We start from the raw sequence: 20,853 nt of genomic DNA, 5'->3' as shown, positions 1-20,853 counted from the left end.
TCCTGTTCGTAAGTCTGTGGGGTGACGGAAGGGGGGACTGCGGGGCGCGTCAGTGGGAGAGCGCCGTGCGCAGGCCCTCGTGGATCAGCTCGCAGCCGTACCGGAGGACGTCGAGCTCCATGGTCAGAGCGGGCAGCAGCTTGAGGACGGCCTTGTCGCGGCCGGTGGACTCGACGATCAGACCGCGCTCGAAGCACCAGGCGACGACCTCGTCGGCGGCCTGGCGGCCTCCGGCGTGCGTCAGGTCGATGCCGATCGCGTGGCCCTCGCTGCGCACCTCGACGCCGGGCAGCGGGTGGCTCTCCCAGAAGTCGCGGAGCAGTTCGGCGCCGTCGCGGGCCCGGTCGAGGAAGGCGTCGTTCTTCCACAGGTCGAGGGCGGCGCAGGCGGCGACGAACGCCAGCTGGTTGCCGCGGAAGGTGCCCGGGTGGTCCCCGGCCTTCCAGGAGTCGAGGCCCTCGCGGATGAGGAGGATCGACATCGGCAGGCCCAGGCCGCCGATCGACTTCGAGACGGTGATGAGGTCGGGGACGATCCCGGCCTGCTCGAAGGAGAAGAAGCCGCCGGTGCGGCCGCAGCCGGCCTGGATCTCGTCGGCGATCAGCACGATGCCGTGCGTGTCGCAGAGCTCGCGCAGGCGGCGCAGGTCCTCGTCGGGGATGCGGTAGACGCCGCCCTCCATCTGGACGACCTCGAGGATCACCGCGGCGGGCACGTCGACGCCGGAGAGGTCGTCGCTCAGGAACTGCTCGAGGAGGTCGAGGGTCGGGAAGTGGCCGCGCGGGCCGACCGGGAACGGCAGGTGGGTGACCTCGCCGAGGGCCGTGCCGGCCACCTTGCGCAGCGAGTTGTCCGCCGTCGCGGCGAGACTGCCGCGGCTGACGCCGTGGTACGCGCCGGAGAAGGCGATGACCTGGGAGCGGCCGGTGTGCTTGCGGGCCAGCTTCAGCGCGGCCTCGACGGCGTCGGTGCCGGTGGAGCCGCAGAACTGGACGCGGTGGTGCAGTCCGCGCGGCTCCAGGATCTCCCGGCCGAAGCGGTCCAGGAACTCGCGCTTGGCCTCCGTGTGGAAGTCCAGGGCGTGCAGCAGCCCGTCGCCCTGGAGGTAGGCGAGGACCTGACCCTTGATGTGGTCGTGGTTGTGGCCGTAGTTGAGGGCGCCGGCGCCGGAGAAGAAGTCGACGTACTCCGTGCCGTCCTCGGCGACCAGGGTGGTGCCGTGCGCCGAGCTGAGCAGCATGGGGAACGCCCGGCAGTACGAGCGGACGGCGGACTCCCGGGTCTCGAACACCTCGGTGGACGGGGCGGGAGCGGAAGGGGCGAGCGGGGTGGCGGCGCGTTCTGCCATGACCGTCATCGGAGGTCTCCAATCGTGTGGGGGGCGAGCGCAAGCACCTGGCCGACGGTGGCGGCAGGTGTACGGGCGACGAGGGCGAGCAGCGCGAGGTAGTCGTCGAGCAGCTGCCGGGCGTCGGTGTCGGCGACGCGGTCGCCGTAGTACGACAGGGCGATACGGGGTTCGGCGTCGTCGGTGACGTCGAGGCGGAGCGCGTACTCGGTCTGGTTGCGGGTTCCGTCGCTCTCGGCGCCCTCGTGGACGCTCTCGGCCTGCTGGGCGCGGAGCGCCGAGGAGACCGGGTAGTTGGCGACGACGACGACCGAGTCGAACAGCGGTCCTTCGCCGGCGCCCATCCGCTGGAGCGTGCCGGTGGGGACCGAGGTGTGCTCGGCGCCCTCGACGCGGGCCAGCTGGAAGCGGTCGAACAGGGCGGTCAGGCTCTCGTCCCGGTCGATCTCCACCCGTACGGGCAGGGCCGCGATGAACAGGCCGACCGCGTGCTCCAGGCCGTCGACGGCCCGGTCGCGGCCCGCCGAGACCACGCCGACCGTGACGTCGGCGCGCTCCAGGCGGGAGGCCGCGAGGAGCGACCAGCCGGCGCAGGCCAGGGTGGAGAAGGTGTGGCCGTGCTCGGCGCCGCGCTCGCGCAGCGTCCGGGCGACCGCCGGGTCGAGCCGGCCGGCGACCCGGGCGAAGCGGGACGGGCCGAAGCGGCCCGGCTCCGCCGCGAGGCGGGACGGGAGGGCCCCGTCGAGCTGGTTCCGCCAGAAGGCGGTGTCCGCCTCCGGGTCGGTGGGCCCGGCGTCGAGCTCGGGGACCGGCGGGAGGCCGGCGTCGCGTCCTTCGAGGGCGGCGACGTAGAGCGCGAGGAGTTCGTCGAGCAGCACCAGGTTCGACCAGCCGTCGGCGAGCAGGTAGCTCTGGATCTGGCCCAGCCACCAGGTGTTCCGGCCGCGCACCAGCCAGACCCGCCACAGGGGCGGCTCGGAGACGTCGAAGGGCGTGGCCCGCTCGGCCTCCAGGAGCGCGATCAGCTCGTCGGCGACCGTGTCCGGCTCGTGGTCGCTCCAGTCGAGGACCTCGACGACCGGGGCGAGTTCCTCGGCGACGACCGGGGTCCAGGCGCCGTCGCCGTCGCGCCGGAAGCCGGTGCGCAGGGCGGGGTGGCGGTCGGTGAGCGCCCGCCAGGCGGCCCGGAAGCCGTCCGGGTCGATCGCGAAGGGCAGCTCGGTGGTGGACTGCATCTGGTACAGGCCGGGCACCCAGTCGTTTTCCAGGACGTCCAGCATGTGCTGCTGTCCGGTGGTCACCGTCGGCCCGGTGGGGCGGGGGCGGGCGGGCCCGTCGGCCGGGGCGGCCTCCCGCTCGTCGATCGCCTTCGCGAGCGACTCGATCGTCTGGTGGGCGAAGACCATGCGCGGGGTCATCTCCAGGCCGGCGCGGCGGGCCGCGCCGACCATGCGGATGACGGCGATGGAGTTGCCGCCCAGGGAGAAGAAGCCGAGGTCGACGGGGACGTCCTCGCGGCCGAGGGCCTCGCGCCACAGCTCCACCAGGGCCCGCTCGGTGTCGGTGGCCGCGGCCCGTCCGGTGACGGCGGCGACCGTGGGCGCCGGCAGCTCGCGGCGGTTGATCTTGCCGTTGTGGGTCAGCGGGAAGGCGTCCATGCGGACGAAGGAGGCGGGCACCATGTGCTGGGGCAGCCGCTCGCCCAGCCGGCGCTTGAGCTCGGCGTCCTCGGGGATCTCCCCGCCGGTCGGCGCCACCAGGTAGGCCACCAGCGTCTTGGCACCGTCGCGCGGGCCGTGCGCCGCGACCAGGCAGGAACCGCCGCCGATGACCTCCCGCAGGGCCGCCTCGATCTCACCGGTCTCCACCCGGTAGCCGTTGATCTTGATCTGGAAGTCGATGCGGCCGAGCAGCTCCAGGTTGCCGTCCGGCATCCAGCGGGCCCGGTCGCCCGTGCGGTACATCCGCGCCCCGGGCAGCGGGCTGAAGGGGTCCGGCAGGAACTTCTCGCCGGTCAGCCGGGCCCGGTTGTGGTAGCCCCAGCCGACGCCGACACCGCCGAGGTACAGCTCGCCAGGGACGCCGACGGGAAGCGGGGACAGCGAGGCGTCGAGGACGTACGAGGTCTGGTTCGCCATCGGGACGCCGTACGGGATGCTGCGCTGCTCCGGCAGGACCTCGCCGATCAGGTGGATCGTCGAGTCCATGGAGACCTCGGTGGCGCCGCCCATGCTGACCAGCTGCGCCGACTCGATGAGCTGGGCCGCTCCGCGCTGCGGCAGCGCCAGCGGGATCCAGTCGCCGCCGAGCAGCACCAGGCGGATCGGCAGCCGCTCCCCGCCGCGTATCTCGGCCTCTTCGACGAGCAGGCCGAACAGCGCGGGGACCGAGTGCCACACCGTGACGGACTCGCGCTCGATCGTCTCGATCCAGCGGTGCGGCGAGCGCTCGTCCTCGGGCGTCGGGAAGACCACGGTCGCACCGGCCATGAGCGTGCCGAACACGTCGTACGCGCTCATGTCGAAGGCCAGCGCGGAGACGCCGAAGACCTTGTCGCCGGGACCGACCAGGAAGCGGCGGTTGAAGTCGGTGAAGTTGTTGACGCGGCCCCGGTGGTCGAGCAGCACGCCCTTGGGCAGACCGGTCGAGCCCGAGGTGTAGATCAGGTACAGCAGGTCGTCCGGGCGGACCTCGCGCTCCGGCCGCGTCGCGGGGAAGTCCCCGGCGGAGGCCGGGTCGACGGCCGTGACGCCGTCGCCGGCCAGCCGGCCGTCACGGGTGACGACCAGGCGGGCGCCGGAGTCCGCCAGCATCCACTGGAGGCGCTCCGCCGGATAGCCCGGGTCGAGCGGCACGTAGCCCGCGCCGGCCTTGGCGACGGCGAGCTGGGCGACGACCAGGTCGACGCCGCGCTCCAGGCAGACGCCGACGCGCTCGCCGCGGCCCGCTCCCCGCTCGACGAGCAGGTGGGCGAGGCGGTTGGCGCGGGCGTCGAGCTCGGCGTAGCCGACCGTCTCGTCGCCGCAGACCACGGCGGCGGCGGCCGGATCCACGTCCGCCCACTGCTCGAAGAGGCCGTGCGCGGTGGCGTCCGCGGGGTACTCCTCGCCCGTGCGGTTCCACTCCCCGACGACGAGCTCCCACTCGGCCGGGGTCAGCAGGTCCGCGTTGTCGACGTGGACGTCCGGGGTCTCGCACAGTCCGGTGAGCAGCCGCCGGTAGTGGCCGAGGAGGCGCTCGGCGGCGTCGGCGTCGATCACCGACTCGTCGAACTCCAGCGACACCATGACCTCGTCGTCCGTCACCGCGCAGGACAGGTCCAGCGGGAACTTCGCGGTGCCGGAGTGCAGGTGCGTCGGGGTCAGCGACAGGTCGCGCAGCCGCATCTCGTGGCCGGGGCCGTTGTTGAAGACGAACATGGCCTCGAAGAGCGGGCTCTCGGCCAGGGTCCGCTGCGGCGCGACCTTGTCGACCAGGACGTCGAAGGGGATCTGGTGCTCCTGCGCCCACAGCGACTCGCGGGTGATCCCGGCGAGCACGTCACCCAGGGTGCCGGCCCCGGCGGACAGGTCGGCGACGACGGGAACGGTGTTCGCGAAGTAGCCGACCAGCCGCTCGGTCTGCCGGTTCCGGTTGGCCATGACCGTGCCGATGGCGAACCGGGAGGTGCCCGTGTAGCGGTGCAGGAGCACCGCGAACGCGGAGAGCATCACGTTGAACGCGGTCGTGCGGTGCGCCTCGGCGGCGCGCTGGAGCTCACGACCGAACCGCGCGTCCCACTGGCGGCGGATGCGCCGCCCAGTGCGGGCCGTGCCCCGGTCGCCGCTCGCCGACAGGCCGAGCGGCTGGGCCCAGGCCAGCTGCTCGCGCCACTGCGCGACCAGCCAGTTGTAGTCCGCGGGCTCCTGGGCCCGCTCGTGCACGGCCGCGTCGGCGTAGTCGATGCCCAGCTCCGGGAGCCGGGGCGAGCGGCCCTCGCGGGCCGCGTCGTACAGCTCCGCGAGGTCCTCCAGGAGGACGCCCACCGACCAGGCGTCGGTCGCGATGTGGTGCACGACCAGCGCCAGCAGGTGGTCGTCGGCGGCGATCCGGAACAGCCGGCCGTGCATCACGGGCCCGCCGGCCAGGTCGATCGGCCGGGCCGCCTCGCGCTGCGCGGCGGCCATCGCGGCCTCCTCGCCGCCGGTCTCCTCGACCGGCAGCGGCACCGGCTCGGCGTCCCGCACGACCTGCTCCAGACCGCCGTCCGGCAGCTGCCGGTAGACGGTGCGCAGGACCGCGTGCCGGGCGACGAGCCCGTCGAGGGCGGTGCCGAGCGCGGCGACGTCGAGCGCGCCGCGCAGACGCACGCCGTACGGCACGTTGTACAGCGGGCGGCCGTCCGCGAGGGACTCGGCGACCCACAGCTGCTCCTGGCCCCGGGAGAGCAGGACGCGCGCCGCCGGGTCCCGGCGGCGGATGGTGCGCGCCGCCGCCCGCTGCTTGCCGCGGGCGAGCAGGAGCTGAGCCATCAGCTCCCGCTTGGCCCCGGAGAGGCCCTTGACGGCCTCCCGCTGGGTGGACACTTCCCCGATCATGCGTCCCTCTCCTCGCCGGCCGCGAGCAGCTCGCGGGCCTGGTCGTCGGTCACACCGTCGAGCAGCACTTCGAGTTCGAGGAGCTCGGCCTCGCTCAGCCCGGCCATCTGGAGCTCCTCCAGGGCCTCGGCGACACCGCGCACGGTGGGCTGCTCGAAGACGGTGCGCAGCGGCAGTTCGATGTCGGTCTGCGCGGCCAGTTCGGCCACGAGACGGGTGGCGAGCAGCGAGTGGCCGCCCAGGGTGAAGAAGTCGTCCAGCGCGCCGACCGCCGGGGTGCCGAGCAGCTCCTCGAAGACCGAGGCCACGAGCCGCTCGGTGGGGCCGGACAGCGCCTCGAAGCGCTGCCGGACCCGCTCGACGGTGACGTCGTCGCGCTGGAGGGCGCCGCGGTCCACCTTGCCGTTGGCGTTGCGCGGCAGCCGGTCGGCGAAGACGTAGCCGGTGGGGACCATGTAGCGCGGCAGGCGGGTGCCGAGCGCGGCGGCCAGGACGGCCGGGTCGTGCTCGGTGCCGACCACGCAGGCGACCAGGGTGGGCTCGCCGTCGCAGTCGCGCAGGACGACCGCCGCCTCCCGTACGGCCGGCAGCTCGCACAGCGCCGTCTCGACCTCGCCGGCCTCGATGCGGAAGCCGCGGATCTTCAGCTGGTCGTCGAGGCGGCCGAGGAACTCGAGCCGGCCGTCGGCGTGCAGCCTCACCCGGTCGCCGGTGCGGTAGAGCCGGGCGCCGGGGACCGTCGCGTACGGGTCGGGGACGAAGCGGTCCGCGGTGGCCTTCGGGTCACCGAGGTAGCCGCGGCCGACCACCGGGCCGCCGATGGCGAGCTCGCCCGGCACGCCGAACGGCACACGCCGTCCCTGCGCGTCGAGGACGTACGAGGTGACACCGGCGACGGGGCTGCCCAGCGGGACGGGCCGGTCCGCCGGCGGCGGCGTGGACAGCACCGCGAGGTGGGTGTCGTCCGAGCACTCCGCGGGTCCGTAGGCGTTGACCATCGGGATCCCGGGGAAGCGGCTCAGCCAGTCCGCCGCGAGGTCCGGCGGCAGCGCCTCGCCCGTGGCGATCAGGAACCTCAAGGTCGCCAGGTCGCCGCCCTCCGCGTGGTCGAGCAGCGCCCTGATCATGCCGGGCACCAGCTGGAGCACGGTGACCCCGCGCTCCCGGACCAGGGCGAGCAGCGCCTCGGCGTCGCGGCTGGTGGCGTCGGGGCTGACCACCGTGGTCGCACCGCGCGTGACCGCGACGAGCATCTGCCAGACGGAGATGTCGAAGGACTGCGCGGCGGTCTGGGCGACGACGTCGCCCGGGGTCAGCTCCAGGTCGTGGGCCATCAGCTCCAGGTGGCCCAGGAGGCCGGCCTGTTCGATCTCCACGCCCTTCGGCTCACCGGTCGTACCGGAGGTGAAGATGACGTACGCGCGCCGGTTCGGGTGCGCGGCGATGGCGTCGAGCGGACGGTCGGCGGCCGCGTCGTCGAGGACGAGGTGGCTGCCGCGGGCCCCGCCGTCGCCGAGCAGGGCGGCGATGCGGTCCGCCTGCTCGTCGTCGGTGACCGCGACGACCTCGCCGAGCCGGTCGAGGATCGTGGCGATCCGCCGGTCCGGTACGGCCGGGGAGACCGGCACGTACGTGGCGCCGGCCGCGCCGCAGGCGAGGGCGGCGGCGATGTGCCGGGCGGAGCGCTCGGCGCAGACCACCACAGCCTGCTCGGGGCCGGTGGCGGCCGAGGTCAGCCGCTCGGCGAGCGCCGCGACGCGGTCCCGCAGTTCGCGGTAGGTCCAGACGGTGGTCCCGTCGATGACGGCGGGGGCGTCCGGGGTCTGCCGCGCCCAGTGTTCCAGCGCCTCGGCGGTCGTCCTCGTGGTGAGGGCGTCCGGTCCCGCGCTCAGCGCGTCCTGAGCCTCGGCCTCGGCGGCCGAGCGCAGTTCCAGGTCGGCCACGGCCCGCGTCGGGGCGGCGGTGATGCTGGCGAGCAGGGCCTCGAAGTGGTCGAGGAGCTGCTCGCCGGTCTCGGCGTCGAACAGGTCGGCGTTGAGTTCCAGGGTGGCGTGCAGGCCGTCCTTCTCCTCGGCCAGATCGAGGCTGAGGTCGAACTTGGCGGTGCCGACGGGGGCGTGCAGGCGCTCCAGCCTGAGGTCGCCGAGGTCGATCTCCGTGTAGGGCGCGTTGTGCAGGGTGAACATGACCTGGAAGAGCGGGCTCACACTCAGGTCGCGGTGGGGCTGGAGCGCGTCCACGACCCGGTCGAAGGGGACGTCCTGGTTGGCGTAGGCCGCCAGGGTCGTCGCGCGGACCCGTTCGAGGAGGGCGCTGAAGGACTCCTCCGCGGAGAGCTCGTTGCGGAAGACGATCGTGTTCACGAAGAACCCGACCACGTCCTCGATCTCGACCGAGCGGGTGCCGACCGGGGTGGCGACCGCGATGTCGGCCGCGCCGCTGTAGCGGTGCAGCTGGGCGTTGAAGGCCGCGAGGAGGGTCATGAACAGGGTCGCGTTGTGCTCGCGGCCCACGTGCCGCACCCCGTTGACCAGTTCGGCGTCGAGGGTCCGGCGGACCGTCAGGCCGCGGTTGGTCATCGCCGCGGGCCTCGGCTTCTGCGCGGGGAACTCGAGCACGGAGGCCGGCTTGGCCAGCGTCTCGCACCAGAAGTCGAGCTGCCCCTGGTGGTCGCCGCCCTCGACCCGGTCGCGCTGCCAGCTCGACCAGTCGGCGTACTGCACGTCGAGCTCGGGCAACGGCGAGGCCGTTCCCTGGCGTCGTGCCTGGTAGAGGGCCGCGAAGTCGCGGACCACGATCTGGAGGCCCCAGCCGTCGGCGACGACGTGGTGCACGGTGAGGACGAAGACGTGGTCCTCGTCGGCCAGCCGGATCAGGGTGGCCTGCTCCAGGGGCGCCCGGGCCAGGTCGAAGCGGTGCCGTGCGGCCTCGTCGACGAGCTCCCACATGCGCCGCTCGGCGTCCTCCCGCGGCTCGTCGCCCAGGTCGACGACCGTGAGCGGCATGGTGACCGCGCCGGCCGGCTCGACGATCTGGCTGACCCGGCCGTCGTCCATGACGATCCGGGTGCGCAGCACCTCGTGCCGGGCGACCAGCTCGTCCAGGGTGGCGGCCAGCGCCTCGGTGTCCAGCGGGCCGCGCATCCGCACGACCGTCGGGCTGTTGTAGGCGCCGGTGTCGCCCTCCAGCTGGTCGAGGACCCACAGGCGTTCCTGGCCGTACGAGGCGGGCAGGGCGCCGGTGCGGGGCAGGGCGGTGATCGGTTCGGCGACGAAGGTGCCGCCGGCGACGCCGTCGATGTGGGCGGCGAGGTCCCGCACGGTCTGCTTCTCGAACAGGGTGCGCAGCGCGATCTCGCAGCCGAAGACCCGGCGGATCCGGGACACGACCTGGGTCGCCATCAGCGAGTGTCCGCCGAGGTTGAAGAAGTTGTCGTCGGGACCCACCTGGTGGGCGCCGAGCACGTCCTGCCACAGGCCGGCCACCAGTTCCTCGGTGGGCGTCAGCGGGGTGCGCGGTCCGTCCTCGTGGACGCCGGACGCCGCCGAGGGCTCCGGCAGCGCCGCGCGGTCGATCTTGCGGTTCGGGGTGAGCGGGAAGGCGTCGAGCGCCACGACGAACGCCGGGACCATGTAGTCCGGGAGCCGCTTGCGGACGTACCCCTTCAGCTCGTTGCCGGCCACCTTCTGGCCGGGCCTGGCCACCACGTAGGCGACCAGGGCGGTCTCGCCGCTCGCGTCGGCGCGGGCCATGACGAGGGCGTCCTGGACCTCCGGCGCGGAGCAGATGGTGTGCTGGACCTCGTCGGTCTCGACGCGGTAGCCGCGGATCTTCACCTGGTTGTCGGCGCGGCCGAGCGGGGTGACGGTGCCGTCGGCGAGGTAGCGGCCGAGGTCGCCGGTGCGGTACATGAGGTCGTCGTCGGAGGTGCCGAACGGGTTGCGCACGAACTTGGCGGCGGTGAGCCGCTCGTCGGCGTAACCGAGCGAGAGGTGCGGGGAGCGGATGACGATCTCGCCCGGCTCGCCGACGCCGGCGTGCTGCCCGGCCTCGTTGAGGACGAGGAGCTGGACGTCCTTCATGCCGCGGCCCAGCGGGTACGTGACGCCCGGGTCGGTCTCGGCGGTGCCGTGGGCGGCGGGGACCGTGTAGTGGCCGACCGCGCGCTGCGTCTCGGTGGAGCCGTACAGGTTGACGCAGGTCGCCGAACCGGCCATGCGGGTGATGGCCCGCACGTCACGGCTGGTCAGCGTGTCGCCGAGGAAGAACACCCGCTCCAGGAGGGGCAGCGTGCCCGGGGCGACCGAGAGCTGGTCGAAGAGCCGCGCCATCGGGGGCGTCATGTGGCTGACCGACACCTGGGCCGTGCGGAACCACTGGGCGAGCCGGCCGGGGGTCTCGACGTCGAGGCGGTCGGGGACGCAGATCATGGCGCCGGTGACCAGCGGCGTGAACACCTCGCGGTGCAGCGGGTCGTGGCTGATGCCGGAGAGCAGGCTGTAGCGGTCGGTCTCGCGGAGCCCGAAGGTCTCCACCATCCACGGCACGAAGTGGGTCAGGGACCCGTGCGCGCCCCGGATGCCCTTCGGCTTGCCGGTGGAACCCGAGGTGAAGGCGATGTACGCGCAGTCCCGCGGGCCCACCGGGACGGCCTCGGCCGGTTCGGCGCCCTGCGGCACCAGGTGCCGGGCGTCGGCGAGGCGGGCCGGCAGCTCGAAGCGGCAGCGCAGACCGAATGCCTGGAGCGCGGTGTCCACCGCGAGCGGCACGGCGCCGGCCCCCTCCAGCTGGAGGAAGGCGGTCGGGCGGGCCACCTCCAGGCAGTCGGCGATGCGGTCGGCGGGGTAGCTCGGGTCGAGGATGGCGAACGAGGCTCCGGCGCGCATCACCGACAGGATCGCCCAGACCAGGGAGGCGCTGCGCTCGCCGTAGATGGCGACCACGTCGCCCTTGGCGACGCCCTGCTGGTTCAGCAGGCCGGACATGGCGGACGTCGCCCAGGCGAGGTCGCCGTAGGTGAGCTCCTGGCCCGGCTCGCTGATCGCGAGCCGCTGCGGCTCACGGGCGGCGAGCCGCTCGAACTGCTCGACGACCGATCCGTACCAGCCGGCGTCCAGCGGTGCGGACGGGTCGGGCAGCTCGCGGCGCGCCTGCGGCGTGTCGAGCCGCAGCGCGTCGATCCGGCTGCCGCTGTCGGCGACGGCCTGCTCGATGACCCGGATCCACTGGGCGAGCAGCTCCCGCGTCGTGGCCTCGTCGAACCGCTCGCCGGCGTACATCAGGTCCAGCGAGAGGCCGGGACCGGCGGGGTCGACGTAGAAGGTCAGGTCGAACTTGGCGCCGAGGTCGGGGACCGCGAAGGTGTCGACCTCGATGCCCGGGAGACCGGACTCGCGCGGCGGGATGTTGAGCAGGTTCAGGTAGACCTGGAACAGCGGCGTGGTGGTGAGGTCGCGCTCGGGGGCCAGCTTCCCGACCAGCGTCTCGAACGGGACGTCCTGGTGCTCGTAGGCGTCGAGGGTCGTCGCGCGGACCCGGTCGAGCAGCTCGGCGAAGGTCGGGTCGCCGGACAGGTCGGCGCGCAGCACCAGCGAGTTGATGAAGAAGCCGATCAGGTCCTCCACCTCGCGGTGGCGACGGCCCGCGATGGGCACGCCGATCGCGAAGTCGCGCTGGCCGGCCAGGCGTCCCAGGGTGAGCTGGAGGGTGGCGGCGAGCACCATGAAGAGCGTCGCCCCGGTGCCGGCGGCGAGCCGCTCCATCGCCTCGCGCAGCTCCGGCGTGACGGTCGCCCGCACCCGGTGGCTCTTCTCCTCGTCCGCCGGGGCGGAGCCGGAGCGGGCGATCGGGAGGGTCAGCGAGGGCAGCTCGGCGAGCTTCTCGCACCAGTACGCGACGGAGGCGTCGAGTGCGCCGGAGTCCAGCTGGTGGCGCTGCCAGCGGGAGAACTGCTCGTACGTGACCGGGAGCGGCGGCAGCGGGGTCGCGGGCGCGTGGCCGGTCTCCTCCGCGTAGAAGTGCGTGAGGTCCCGCTTGAGGATCTCCATCGACCAGCCGTCGCCGACGATGTGGTGCAGCGTCAGCACCAGGACGGCGTCGTCGCGGCCGAGGTCCAGGAGCCGGACCCGCAGCAGCGGTCCCGCCGACAGGTCCATCGGCCGCGCGGCCTCGCGCTCGACGAGGGAGAGGGCTTCGGACACCCGCTCCTCGGCGGTGACTCCGGTCAGCGCGGTGCGCGTCAGGGTGACGTCGGCGCGGTCGAGGACGGACTGCGTGAGGACGCCGTCCCGGTGGGCGACGACCGTGCGCAGCGTGGTGTGCCGGTCGACCAGGCGGCCGACGGCCCGCTGGAGCGCGGCCTCGTCGAGGGCGCCGGTGAGCCGGATCGCGCCGGCCAGGTGGTAGCGGCCGGTGAGGGCGTTCTGGCCGGAGCCGTTCTCGATCTCCTCCAGGAGCCACAGGCGTTCCTGCATCACCGACAGCGGCGCGTCGCCGCCGTCGGCGGCGTGGGCCGCGATCCCGCCGGAGGTGTCCCGGGCGGCGGCCGCGTCGCACAGGGCGGCGTAGTCGCGGAGCACGGGCGCCTCGAACAGGGCGCGCAGCGGGACCTCACGGCCCAGCTCCTCGCCGACCTGCGAGGTGATCACGGTGGCGAGCAGGGAGTGGCCGCCGATGGTGAAGAAGTCGTCGCCGGCGCCGACCGCGTCGACGTCGAGGACCTGGGCCCAGACCCGGGCGACGGTCCGCTCGGTCTCCGTCTCCGGCTCGGCGAAGTCGGCGTGCGCGAAGTCGGCGCGGCGCGGCCGGCCGAGACGGCTCGGGTCGATCTTGCCGCCGGGCAGGCGGGGCAGTTCCGCGGAGGCCAGGAACGCGGCCGGGACCATGTGCGGCGGCAGCTCCGCCGCGCACCGCTGCGCGAGCGCCTGCGGGGTCAGCTCCGGGTCGGCGGTCTCGACGTGGGCCACCAGGACCCCGTCGAGGCCCCGGACCACGGCCTGGGTCACCCCGGCCGTGGCGAGCAGCACCGACTCGATCTCGGCGGGCTCGACGCGGTAGCCGCGCAGCTTGATCTGGCTGTCGCCGCGGCCGCAGTAGTCCAGTGTCCCGTCGGCGCGCAGCCGGACGAGGTCACCCGTGCGGTACATGCGGGCGCCGGGGACGGCGGAGAACGGGTCGGGCAGGAAGTGCCCGGCGGTCAGCGCGGGGCGGCCGTGGTAGCCGAGGGCCAGACCGGCGCCGCCGGCGTACAGCTCGCCCACCGCTCCGGCGACCACCGGCCGCAGGTCCGCGTCCAGGACGTACGCCGTGCCGCCCGGCAGGACCGCGCCGAGCGAGGCGGGCCGCCCCGGCTCCAGGGCGGCGGCCGTGATGGCGACGGTGCACTCGGTGGGGCCGTACGCGTTGACGAAGCGCCGGCCCGGCTGCCACTGCTCGACCAGCTCGGGACGGCAGGCCTCGCCGCCGGACACCAGGGTCCTCAGGTGCGGCAGGTCGCGGACGGGCAGGGAGGCGATGACCGACGGCGGCAGCAGGCAGACGCTGATGGCGCGCTCGGCCAGGACGTCGGCCAGGGCCTCGCCGACGAGGGCGTGCTCACGGCCGACGACGCACAGGGTGCCGCCCGCGGCGAGCGTGGAGAAGATCTCCCACACGGAGGCGTCGAAGCTCAGGCTGGCGAACTGGAGCATGCGCGAGCCGGCGTCGATCCCGAAGACACCCGCCTGGGCCGCCGTGAGGTTGGCGAGCGAGCGGTGGGAGACGAGGACGCCCTTGGGGCGGCCGGTGGAGCCCGAGGTGTACAGCAGGTACGCGGGAGCGTCCGGGTCGGCCTGCGGCAGCGCCGCGGCCTCGGCCGGGGCCGCGCGCAGCGCCTCCTCGACGAGCTCGCGGGTCACCAGACCGCGCGCCCCCGAGTCGGCGAGCATGAAGTCCTTGCGCTCGGCCGGGTAGGCGGGGTCGATCGGCAGGTACGCCGCTCCGCAGCGCTGCGCCGCGAGGACGGCGACGACGGCCTCGACGGACGGCTCGACGGACACGGCGACGACGTCACCGGGACGCACGGCGAACCGGTCGGCGATCACCCGGGCGACCCGCTCGACCCGGCCGCGCAGCTCGCCGTAGGTCAGCGCGCTGTCGGCGCCCTCCACGGCGATCGCGTCGGGACGGCTGTCGGCGGCACGCTCGAACTGCGCCCAGAACGTGTCGGGGTGCCGCTCCGCGCCGGTCGCGGCCGGCCAGTGGCCGAGGGCCGCGGCCGCCGAGGGGGTCTCGACGCGCTCGTCGGGGCGCTGCGCCATCGCGCGGGCCGTCTCGGCGAAGAGCCGGGCGACGAGCTGCGCGGTGTCGGTGCCGAAGAGGTCCGTGTTGAACTCCAGCCAGCCGGTCAGCGGGCCGCCGTCGTCGGTGATCTCGAAGGTGAGGTCGGTCTTGGCGGTGCCGGTGTACAGCGGGGCGGTCTCGACCCGCAGGCCGGGCAGGGCCGGCGAGGGCAGGGCTCCGCTGCGGACGTCGAGGATCGCCTGGAAGAGCGGGCTGCGGCTGGAGTCGCGGTCCTGGCCGCTCGCCTCGACGATCGCCGAGAACGGCACCCACTTGTGCGGCATCGCCTCCAGGGTGGTGGCGCGGACCCGGGCGACGAGGTCGCGGCCGGTGGCGCCGCCGGGCACCTCGAAGGAGAGCGGGACGGTGTTGACGAAGAAGCCGACGACGTCGTCGTAGGCGCCGTCGCCCGGGCGGTTGGCGTCGGGGACGCCGACGACCACCCGCTCCTGGCCGGTCAGCCGGGAGAGCGTCGAGGACAGGACGGCGGCCAGCGTCATGAAGACGGTCGCCCGCTGGTCGCGGGCGAGCGCGCGCAGCTGGTCGGAGTCGGCCTGGCCGAGGGTCAGCGGGACGCGCGCGCCGTCGAAGGTCTGCACGGCCGGGCGGGTCCGGTCGAAGGGCAGGTCGAGGGCGAGCGGCGCGCCGGCGAGGTGCCCGGCCCAGAAGGCGAGGCCCTGCCGGCCCTCTTCGGAGTCGAGCCGGGCGGCCTCGTCGAGGGCCCAGCGGGCGTACGGGTGGACGACCGCGGGCGGCTCGCCGGCGCCGGTGCCGGCACCGTGCGCGTACAGCTCGGCGAGCTCTCCGGCGATGATCTCCATCGAGCGGCCGTCGGAGACGATGTGGTGGAAGGCCAGGAGCAGCGCGTGCTCGTCGGGCCCGAACTCCACCAGGGCGGCGCGCATCAGCGGCGGCGCGTCCAGGTCGAACAGCTGCTGGACGTGCTCGCCGACGAGCTCGGAGAGCTCCGCCTCGCGGCGGGCGGGCGCGACCGAGGTCCGGTCGAGGACCTCGAAGGGGCAGGCCAGGCCGGTGTGCACGAAGGGCACGGGGCGGCCGCCCTCGTCGGTGAAGCCGGTGCGCAGCGCCGGGTGCCGCTCGACGAGCGCGTCGAGCGCGCCGCGCAGGACGTCCCGGTCGAGCGCGCCGTACAGCCGGAGGACACCCGGCACGACGTAGGCGCGGGAGCCCGGGGCGAACTTCTCCAGGAACCACAGGCGGCGCTGGCCGAGCGACAGGGTGGGCTCGGCCTCGGCGGCGGTGTCCGCGGCGGCGGTCTCCACCGGTGCGGCGGCGGCCAGTTCGGCGATCCGCGCGGCCTGGGCGCGGACGGTGACGGACTCGAAGAACATCCGCAGCGGCGGCTGGACGCCGAACGCGCGGCGGACCCGGGTGTTCAGGTCGGCGGCGCGCAGCGAGTGGCCGCCGAGCGCGAAGAAGTCCTCGTCGGGACCGACGCCGGCGACTTCGAGGACCTCGCACCAGAGGGCGGCGAGCCTGGTCTCCAGCGGCGACATGTCGGCCGCCCCGGCGGAGCGGGACACGTCGAGGGCCAGCTCGCGCAGGGCGTGCGCGTCGACCTTGCCGTTCGAGGTGAGCGGGATGGCGTCCAGGACGAGGAGGCGGCCGGGGACCATGTAGCTGGGCAGCTCGCGGTTGAGCCAGTCGCGCAGCCCGTCGGTGCTGACGCCGGTGCCGGTGACGGCGGCGATCAGCTCGGTCTCGCCGGCGCCGCGGGTGGCGACGACGGCCGCCTCGGCGACCTCGGGGTGCCGGCGCAGCACCACGTCGACCTCGCCGAGCTCGATGCGGTAGCCGCGCACCTTGACCTGCTGGTCGGCGCGGCCGACGTAGCGCAGCTCGCCGTCGGCGGCGCGGCGCACCAGGTCGCCGGTGGCGTACAGGCGGCGGCCCGGCTCGGTCGCGAACGGGTCCGGGACGAAGCGCTCGGCGGTCTTGCGGGGCTCGGAGGCGTAGCCGCGTCCGACGCCGATGCCGCCGATGTACGCCTCGCCGACGACGCCGTCGGCGACGGGCCGCAGCTCGGCGTCGAGGACGTGGACGACCGCGTCGGTCATGTCGGCGCCGATGGACACGTCACGGGCGCGGGAGACCCGGCCCGACTCCGGGCCGAGGTGGGCGACGGTCGAGCACACGGTGGTCTCGGTGGTGCCCCAGCGGTTGTACAGCTCCACGTGGGCGCGGTCGGCCGCGAACCACTGGTCGAGCTTGTCGGGGTGCGCGGCCTCGCCGCCGATGAGGATCGAGCGCAGCAGCGGCGGGACCCGTACCCCGGACTCCAGGGCGGTGACGAGGACGTGGAAGAAGGCCGTGGGGATGTCGACGAGGTTGAGGCGCTGTTCCTCGCACCAGGCCCAGAACCGCTCGGGCGAGCCGAGCACGGACTCGTCGCGCAGCACCAGGGCGGCGCCCCGGGTCCACGCGGAGAAGATCTCCTCCAGGCAGGGGTCGAAGGTGAGCGGGGCGAACTGAAGCACCCGGTCGCCCTCGGCGACGTCGAAGGCGTCGAGGAAGGACAGCACGTAGCTGACGAGCGAGCGGTGCTCGATCTGCACGCCCTTGGGGCGGCCGGTCGAGCCCGAGGTGAAGATGACGTACGCGAGGTTGTCGCCGGTGACGGCGCGCGCGGGACGGTCCTCGGGGAGGTCCGCGCCGGGCTCCTCGTCGACGCGGGTCGCCTCGCCCAGGGAGGCCGAGAGCGCGGCGGTCGCGCCGTGGCAGAGGATCCGCTCGCAGCGGGCGTCGCCGACCATGTCGGCGAGACGGTTCTGCGGCAGCGTCGGGTCCAGCGGGACGAACGCGGCCCCGGACTTCATGACCGCGAGCATCGCGACGATCAGCTCGGGGGAGCGCTCCAGGCACAGGCCGACGGTCTGCTCGGGGCGCAGGCCGTCCTGCCGCAGCCGGTGGGCGAGGCGGTTCGCCGCGGCTTCCACCTGGGCGTACGTCAGCTCCTCGGTGCCGGACACCAGGGCGGTCGCGTCGGGGACGCGGTCGGCCGTCGCCTCGAACAGCTCGTGGACGGAGGTGATGCCGTCCTGGGTGCGGGCGGGGACGCCGGCCCGGGAGAGGGACTCGGTCGCGCCGGTGAGCCGCAGCGCGGAGACCGGGGACGCGCCCTGGACGACGATCTGCCCGAGCAGCTCCAGGAACTGCTCGCCCAGCTGCCCGGCGAGGGCCTCGTCGAAGCGGTCCGCGCGGACCAGCATGTGCGCGAGCAGGCCGCCGTCGGCCGGGACGGCGTGCAGGGTGATGTCGAACTGGGTGGCCAGCTCACCGGCCGGGAACGGCTGGAGGGTGAGGTCGCCGAGGGCCGCGCCGGTGCTGCCCGCGCCGAAGAGGACCGAGGTGACGTCGTCGGCGATCGCGGTGTGCGGCCGCTCGAAGACGACGGCCGTGTTGATCGCGGCCGAGGTGTTCCCCCGGGCGCGCAGCAGCTCGACGAGGCGGCTGACCGGGAAGTGCTGGTGGCCGAGGGAGCGGCGCAGCTGCTGTCCGGTGCTGCGGATCAGCTCGGTGACGGTCGGGTGGGCGCCGGGCTCGGCGCGGACCGGGACGGTGTTGGCGAAGTAGCCGAGGGTGTTGCGGAAGCGGGCCTGCGGACGGCCGGCCGTGGTGGCGCCGACGACGAAGTCACGCGCGCCGCTGTGCGCGGCGACGAGGACCTCGAAGGCCGCCATCAGGACGGAGAAGACCGTCGTGTCGCTCTCGGCTGCGGTCTTCTCGAGCGCGGCGAGCAGCTCGGCGTCCACGGTCACCCGGTGGCTCGCGATGCCCAGGTCGGGCCGCGGCACCTCCCGTGCGGGGAGGGTGGGCGCCTGGACGTCGCCGTCGAGGAGGTCGAGCCAGTAGCGCTCGTCGGCCTGCCACTGGGGGGAGCGCTCGTAGTCCTGCTGCCAGCGGACGAACTCCTCGTAGCCGACGGCCGCGGGGAGCTCGGGGGTGCGCTCGTGCAGCAGGTCGCCGTAGACGGTGGTCAGCTCGTCGAGCAGGGTCACCACCGACCAGAAGTCCGTGATGGCGTGGTGCTGCGCGAGCACCAGGACCGGTGCGCCGCGGCCGGTGAAGAGCTTCGCGCGGGCGACGTCGCCGTGCTCGATGTCGAAGGGGTCGAGGGCGCACGCGTCGACACGGGCGCGGAGCTCCTGCTCCGTCTCGCCCGTCAGGTCGACGACGTCGAGCTCGAAGGGCCTGGTGGGGTCGACGAGCTGCACGCGGCGGCTGCCGTCGACGCCGAAACCGGCGGTGAGGATGGGGTGGCGGGTGCCGATGTGGCGGACGGCGGCGGCGAGGACCCCGGCGTCGACGGGCTCCTGAAGCCGGACGGCGACGGAGACGTTCTGCCGGCAGTCGGGGCCTTCGAGGTCCCGCATGAACAGCAGCGACTGCTGACCGGCCGACAGCGGTACGGCTCCGCCGCGCTGCCCGGAGGTCTGACCGGCCGGCGCCTCGGGGGCGGACTCCAGGCCCTCCTCGACCGCGGCCGCGACCTCGCGCAGGCTCGTCGGCTGGAGCAGCAGGCCCGGGTCGGTGACGACACCGAGCTGCTCCTCGATGCGGAAGGCGAGGTCGACCGCGGCCAGCGAGTCGAGGTCGAGCTCGGCGACCATCGTGGCGGGCGCGTCGCCCTCACCACGGCCGACCAGACTCAGGGCGCGCTCGATCGCGTCGACGCGCGCCTCGCGGGCGAGCGGGAGGAGTGCGGCGCGCGACGGCAGGGCGAGCTCGCGGCGCTCGCCGCGGACGGCGGCGGTGGTGGAGCGGCGGTAGACCTCGCCCTCGACCTGCCCGGCGGTGTACGCCGTGCGGCCGGCCAGGCGCTGGATCTTGCCGCTGGAGGTCTTGGCCAGGCTGCGGGCGGCGAGCAGCACCACGTCGTGCAGGGCGATGCCGTGCTCCTGCTGGACGGCCGCGGCGATGGCGTCGGCGATCCCGGGGAGCTCCTCCTCGGTGGCGGAGACGGCGACCTCGTGCAGGATCACGCACTGCTCGCCGTCCGCGGTGTCCACCGAGAACGCGGCGCCGCAGCCGGGGCGCGCGAGCGGCGAGGCCGCGACGGCGGTCTCCTCCAGGTCGTGCGCGTAGAGGTTGCGGCCGCGGACGACCATCATCTCCTTGAGGCGCCCGGTGACGAAGATCTGCTCGTCGAGGACGAAGCCGAGGTCGCCGGTGCGCAGGTACGGCTCCGGGTCGTCCGCGAGGCGGGCGCCGAAGGCCGTCTCGGTCGCGGCCTCGTCCTCCCAGTAGCCGGCGGCGACGGAGGCGCCGCGCACCCACAGCTCGCCGACGGTGCCGGGGGCGACGCGCTCGCCGGACTCCGGGTCGACGACGGCGAGTTCGTGGCGGTCGGCGACGCGGCCGGAGGAGACCAGGTGGTCGCCGTCCGGGAGCTCCTCGGCGCGGCCCTGCTCCAGGGCGGGGCGGTCGACGCGGACGCTGTGCGTGCCGTTGCCGCGGCCGGCGCCGGCGACGAAGAGGGTGGCCTCGGCGAGGCCGTAGCAGGGCAGCAGCGCGGAGCGGTCGAAGCCGCTGACGGCGAAGGCGTCGGCGAAGCGTTCCATGGTGCGGTCGCGGACCGGCTCGGCGCCGCAGAAGGCGACCCGCCAGGACGACAGGTCGAGGTTCTCCCGCTCGGCGGGGGTGCTCTTGTTGACGCAGAGGTCGAAGGCGAAGTTCGGGCCGCCGCTGACGGTCGCGCCACGGCTGGAGATGGCCTCCAGCCAGCGCATCGGCCGGCGCATGAACTCCAGCGGCGACATCAGGACGTTGGACAGGCCGGACAGCATCGGCTGGAGGACGCCGCCGAGCAGACCCATGTCGTGGTAGAAGGGCAGCCACGAAGCGACGATGTCGCCGTCGCCGAGGCCGAAGGCGCCGGCGATCGCGGAGCCGTTGGACAGCAGGTTCCCGTGGGTCACCACGACACCGCGCGGGGTGCCGGTGGAGCCGGACGTGTACTGGAGCAGGGCGACCGAGTCGGGGGCGACGGCCGGCATGCGCCAGTCGTCGGCGCCCTCCAGCATCGCCTCCTCGGTGACGATCCACGGCAGCCGGGCCACCTCGGGCGCGTGCTGCTCGAACAGCTCACGGGTGAAGGCCTGCACGAGGCCGTCGGTGAGGACGATCTCGGCGCGGGAGCTCTGCACCACCGCGCGCAGCCGGGGCAGCGTACGGGCGACGCGCATCGGGTCCGGCGGGTAGACCGGGACCGCGACCATGCCGGCGTACAGCGTGGCCACGAAGCCCACGACGAAGTGCTCGCCCGGTGGGTACAGCAGCATGACCCGCGCACCCGGCTTGGCCCGCTCCAGGAGCGAGACGGCCGTCGCCCGCGCACGCCTGTCGATCTCCAGCATGCTGAGCTTCGTGTCGACGCCACCGGCGTCGGCGAGGAATTCGTAGCTCGTGTCGGCACCGCGCTCGGAGACGTTGCGGCGGATGACATCGACGACAGAATTGTTTGCGTACATAGACCGTTCTCACATCGGCGTGGAGTATCGGGGCCCGGACGGGGCGCGGTGGCTCGGAGGGCACACCGCGGGGGCGGGCCGGCGTCATGGGGGTTCGCCGGCCCGCCGGGGAATCGCG

General features: G+C 74.1%; 3 protein-coding genes. All 3 read right to left on the bottom strand.

Translation table 11 applies throughout. The features are described 5' to 3' along the window. Positions 1-49: 49 nt before the first annotated feature. The 3 genes from ACFYXU_RS30760 to ACFYXU_RS30750 are packed head-to-tail and all read right to left on the bottom strand — an operon-like array spanning position 50 to position 20,735. Positions 50-1,348, bottom strand: a complete 1,299-nt coding sequence (locus ACFYXU_RS30760; RefSeq protein ID WP_376507549.1) for a diaminobutyrate--2-oxoglutarate transaminase — start codon at positions 1,346-1,348, stop codon at positions 50-52. A gap of 5 nt (positions 1,349-1,353) precedes the next feature. After that, entirely contained in the window at positions 1,354-5,925 is a 4,572-nt protein-coding gene (locus ACFYXU_RS30755; RefSeq protein ID WP_389460957.1) for an amino acid adenylation domain-containing protein, read from the bottom strand. After that, complete coding sequence (locus ACFYXU_RS30750) at positions 5,922-20,735, bottom strand: amino acid adenylation domain-containing protein (protein ID WP_389460955.1); 14,814 nt, start codon at positions 20,733-20,735, stop codon at positions 5,922-5,924. The genes ACFYXU_RS30755 and ACFYXU_RS30750 overlap by 4 nt, the downstream gene beginning before the upstream one ends. Positions 20,736-20,853 lie beyond the last annotated feature (118 nt).

Origin of the sequence: Streptomyces sp. NPDC002232 (assembly GCF_042890295.1) — a bacterium.
Taxonomy (GTDB): Bacteria; Actinomycetota; Actinomycetes; order Streptomycetales; family Streptomycetaceae; genus Streptomyces.
The sequence above is the reverse complement of the archived record's forward strand: the minus strand, read 5'-3'. Positions and strand labels throughout refer to the sequence as shown.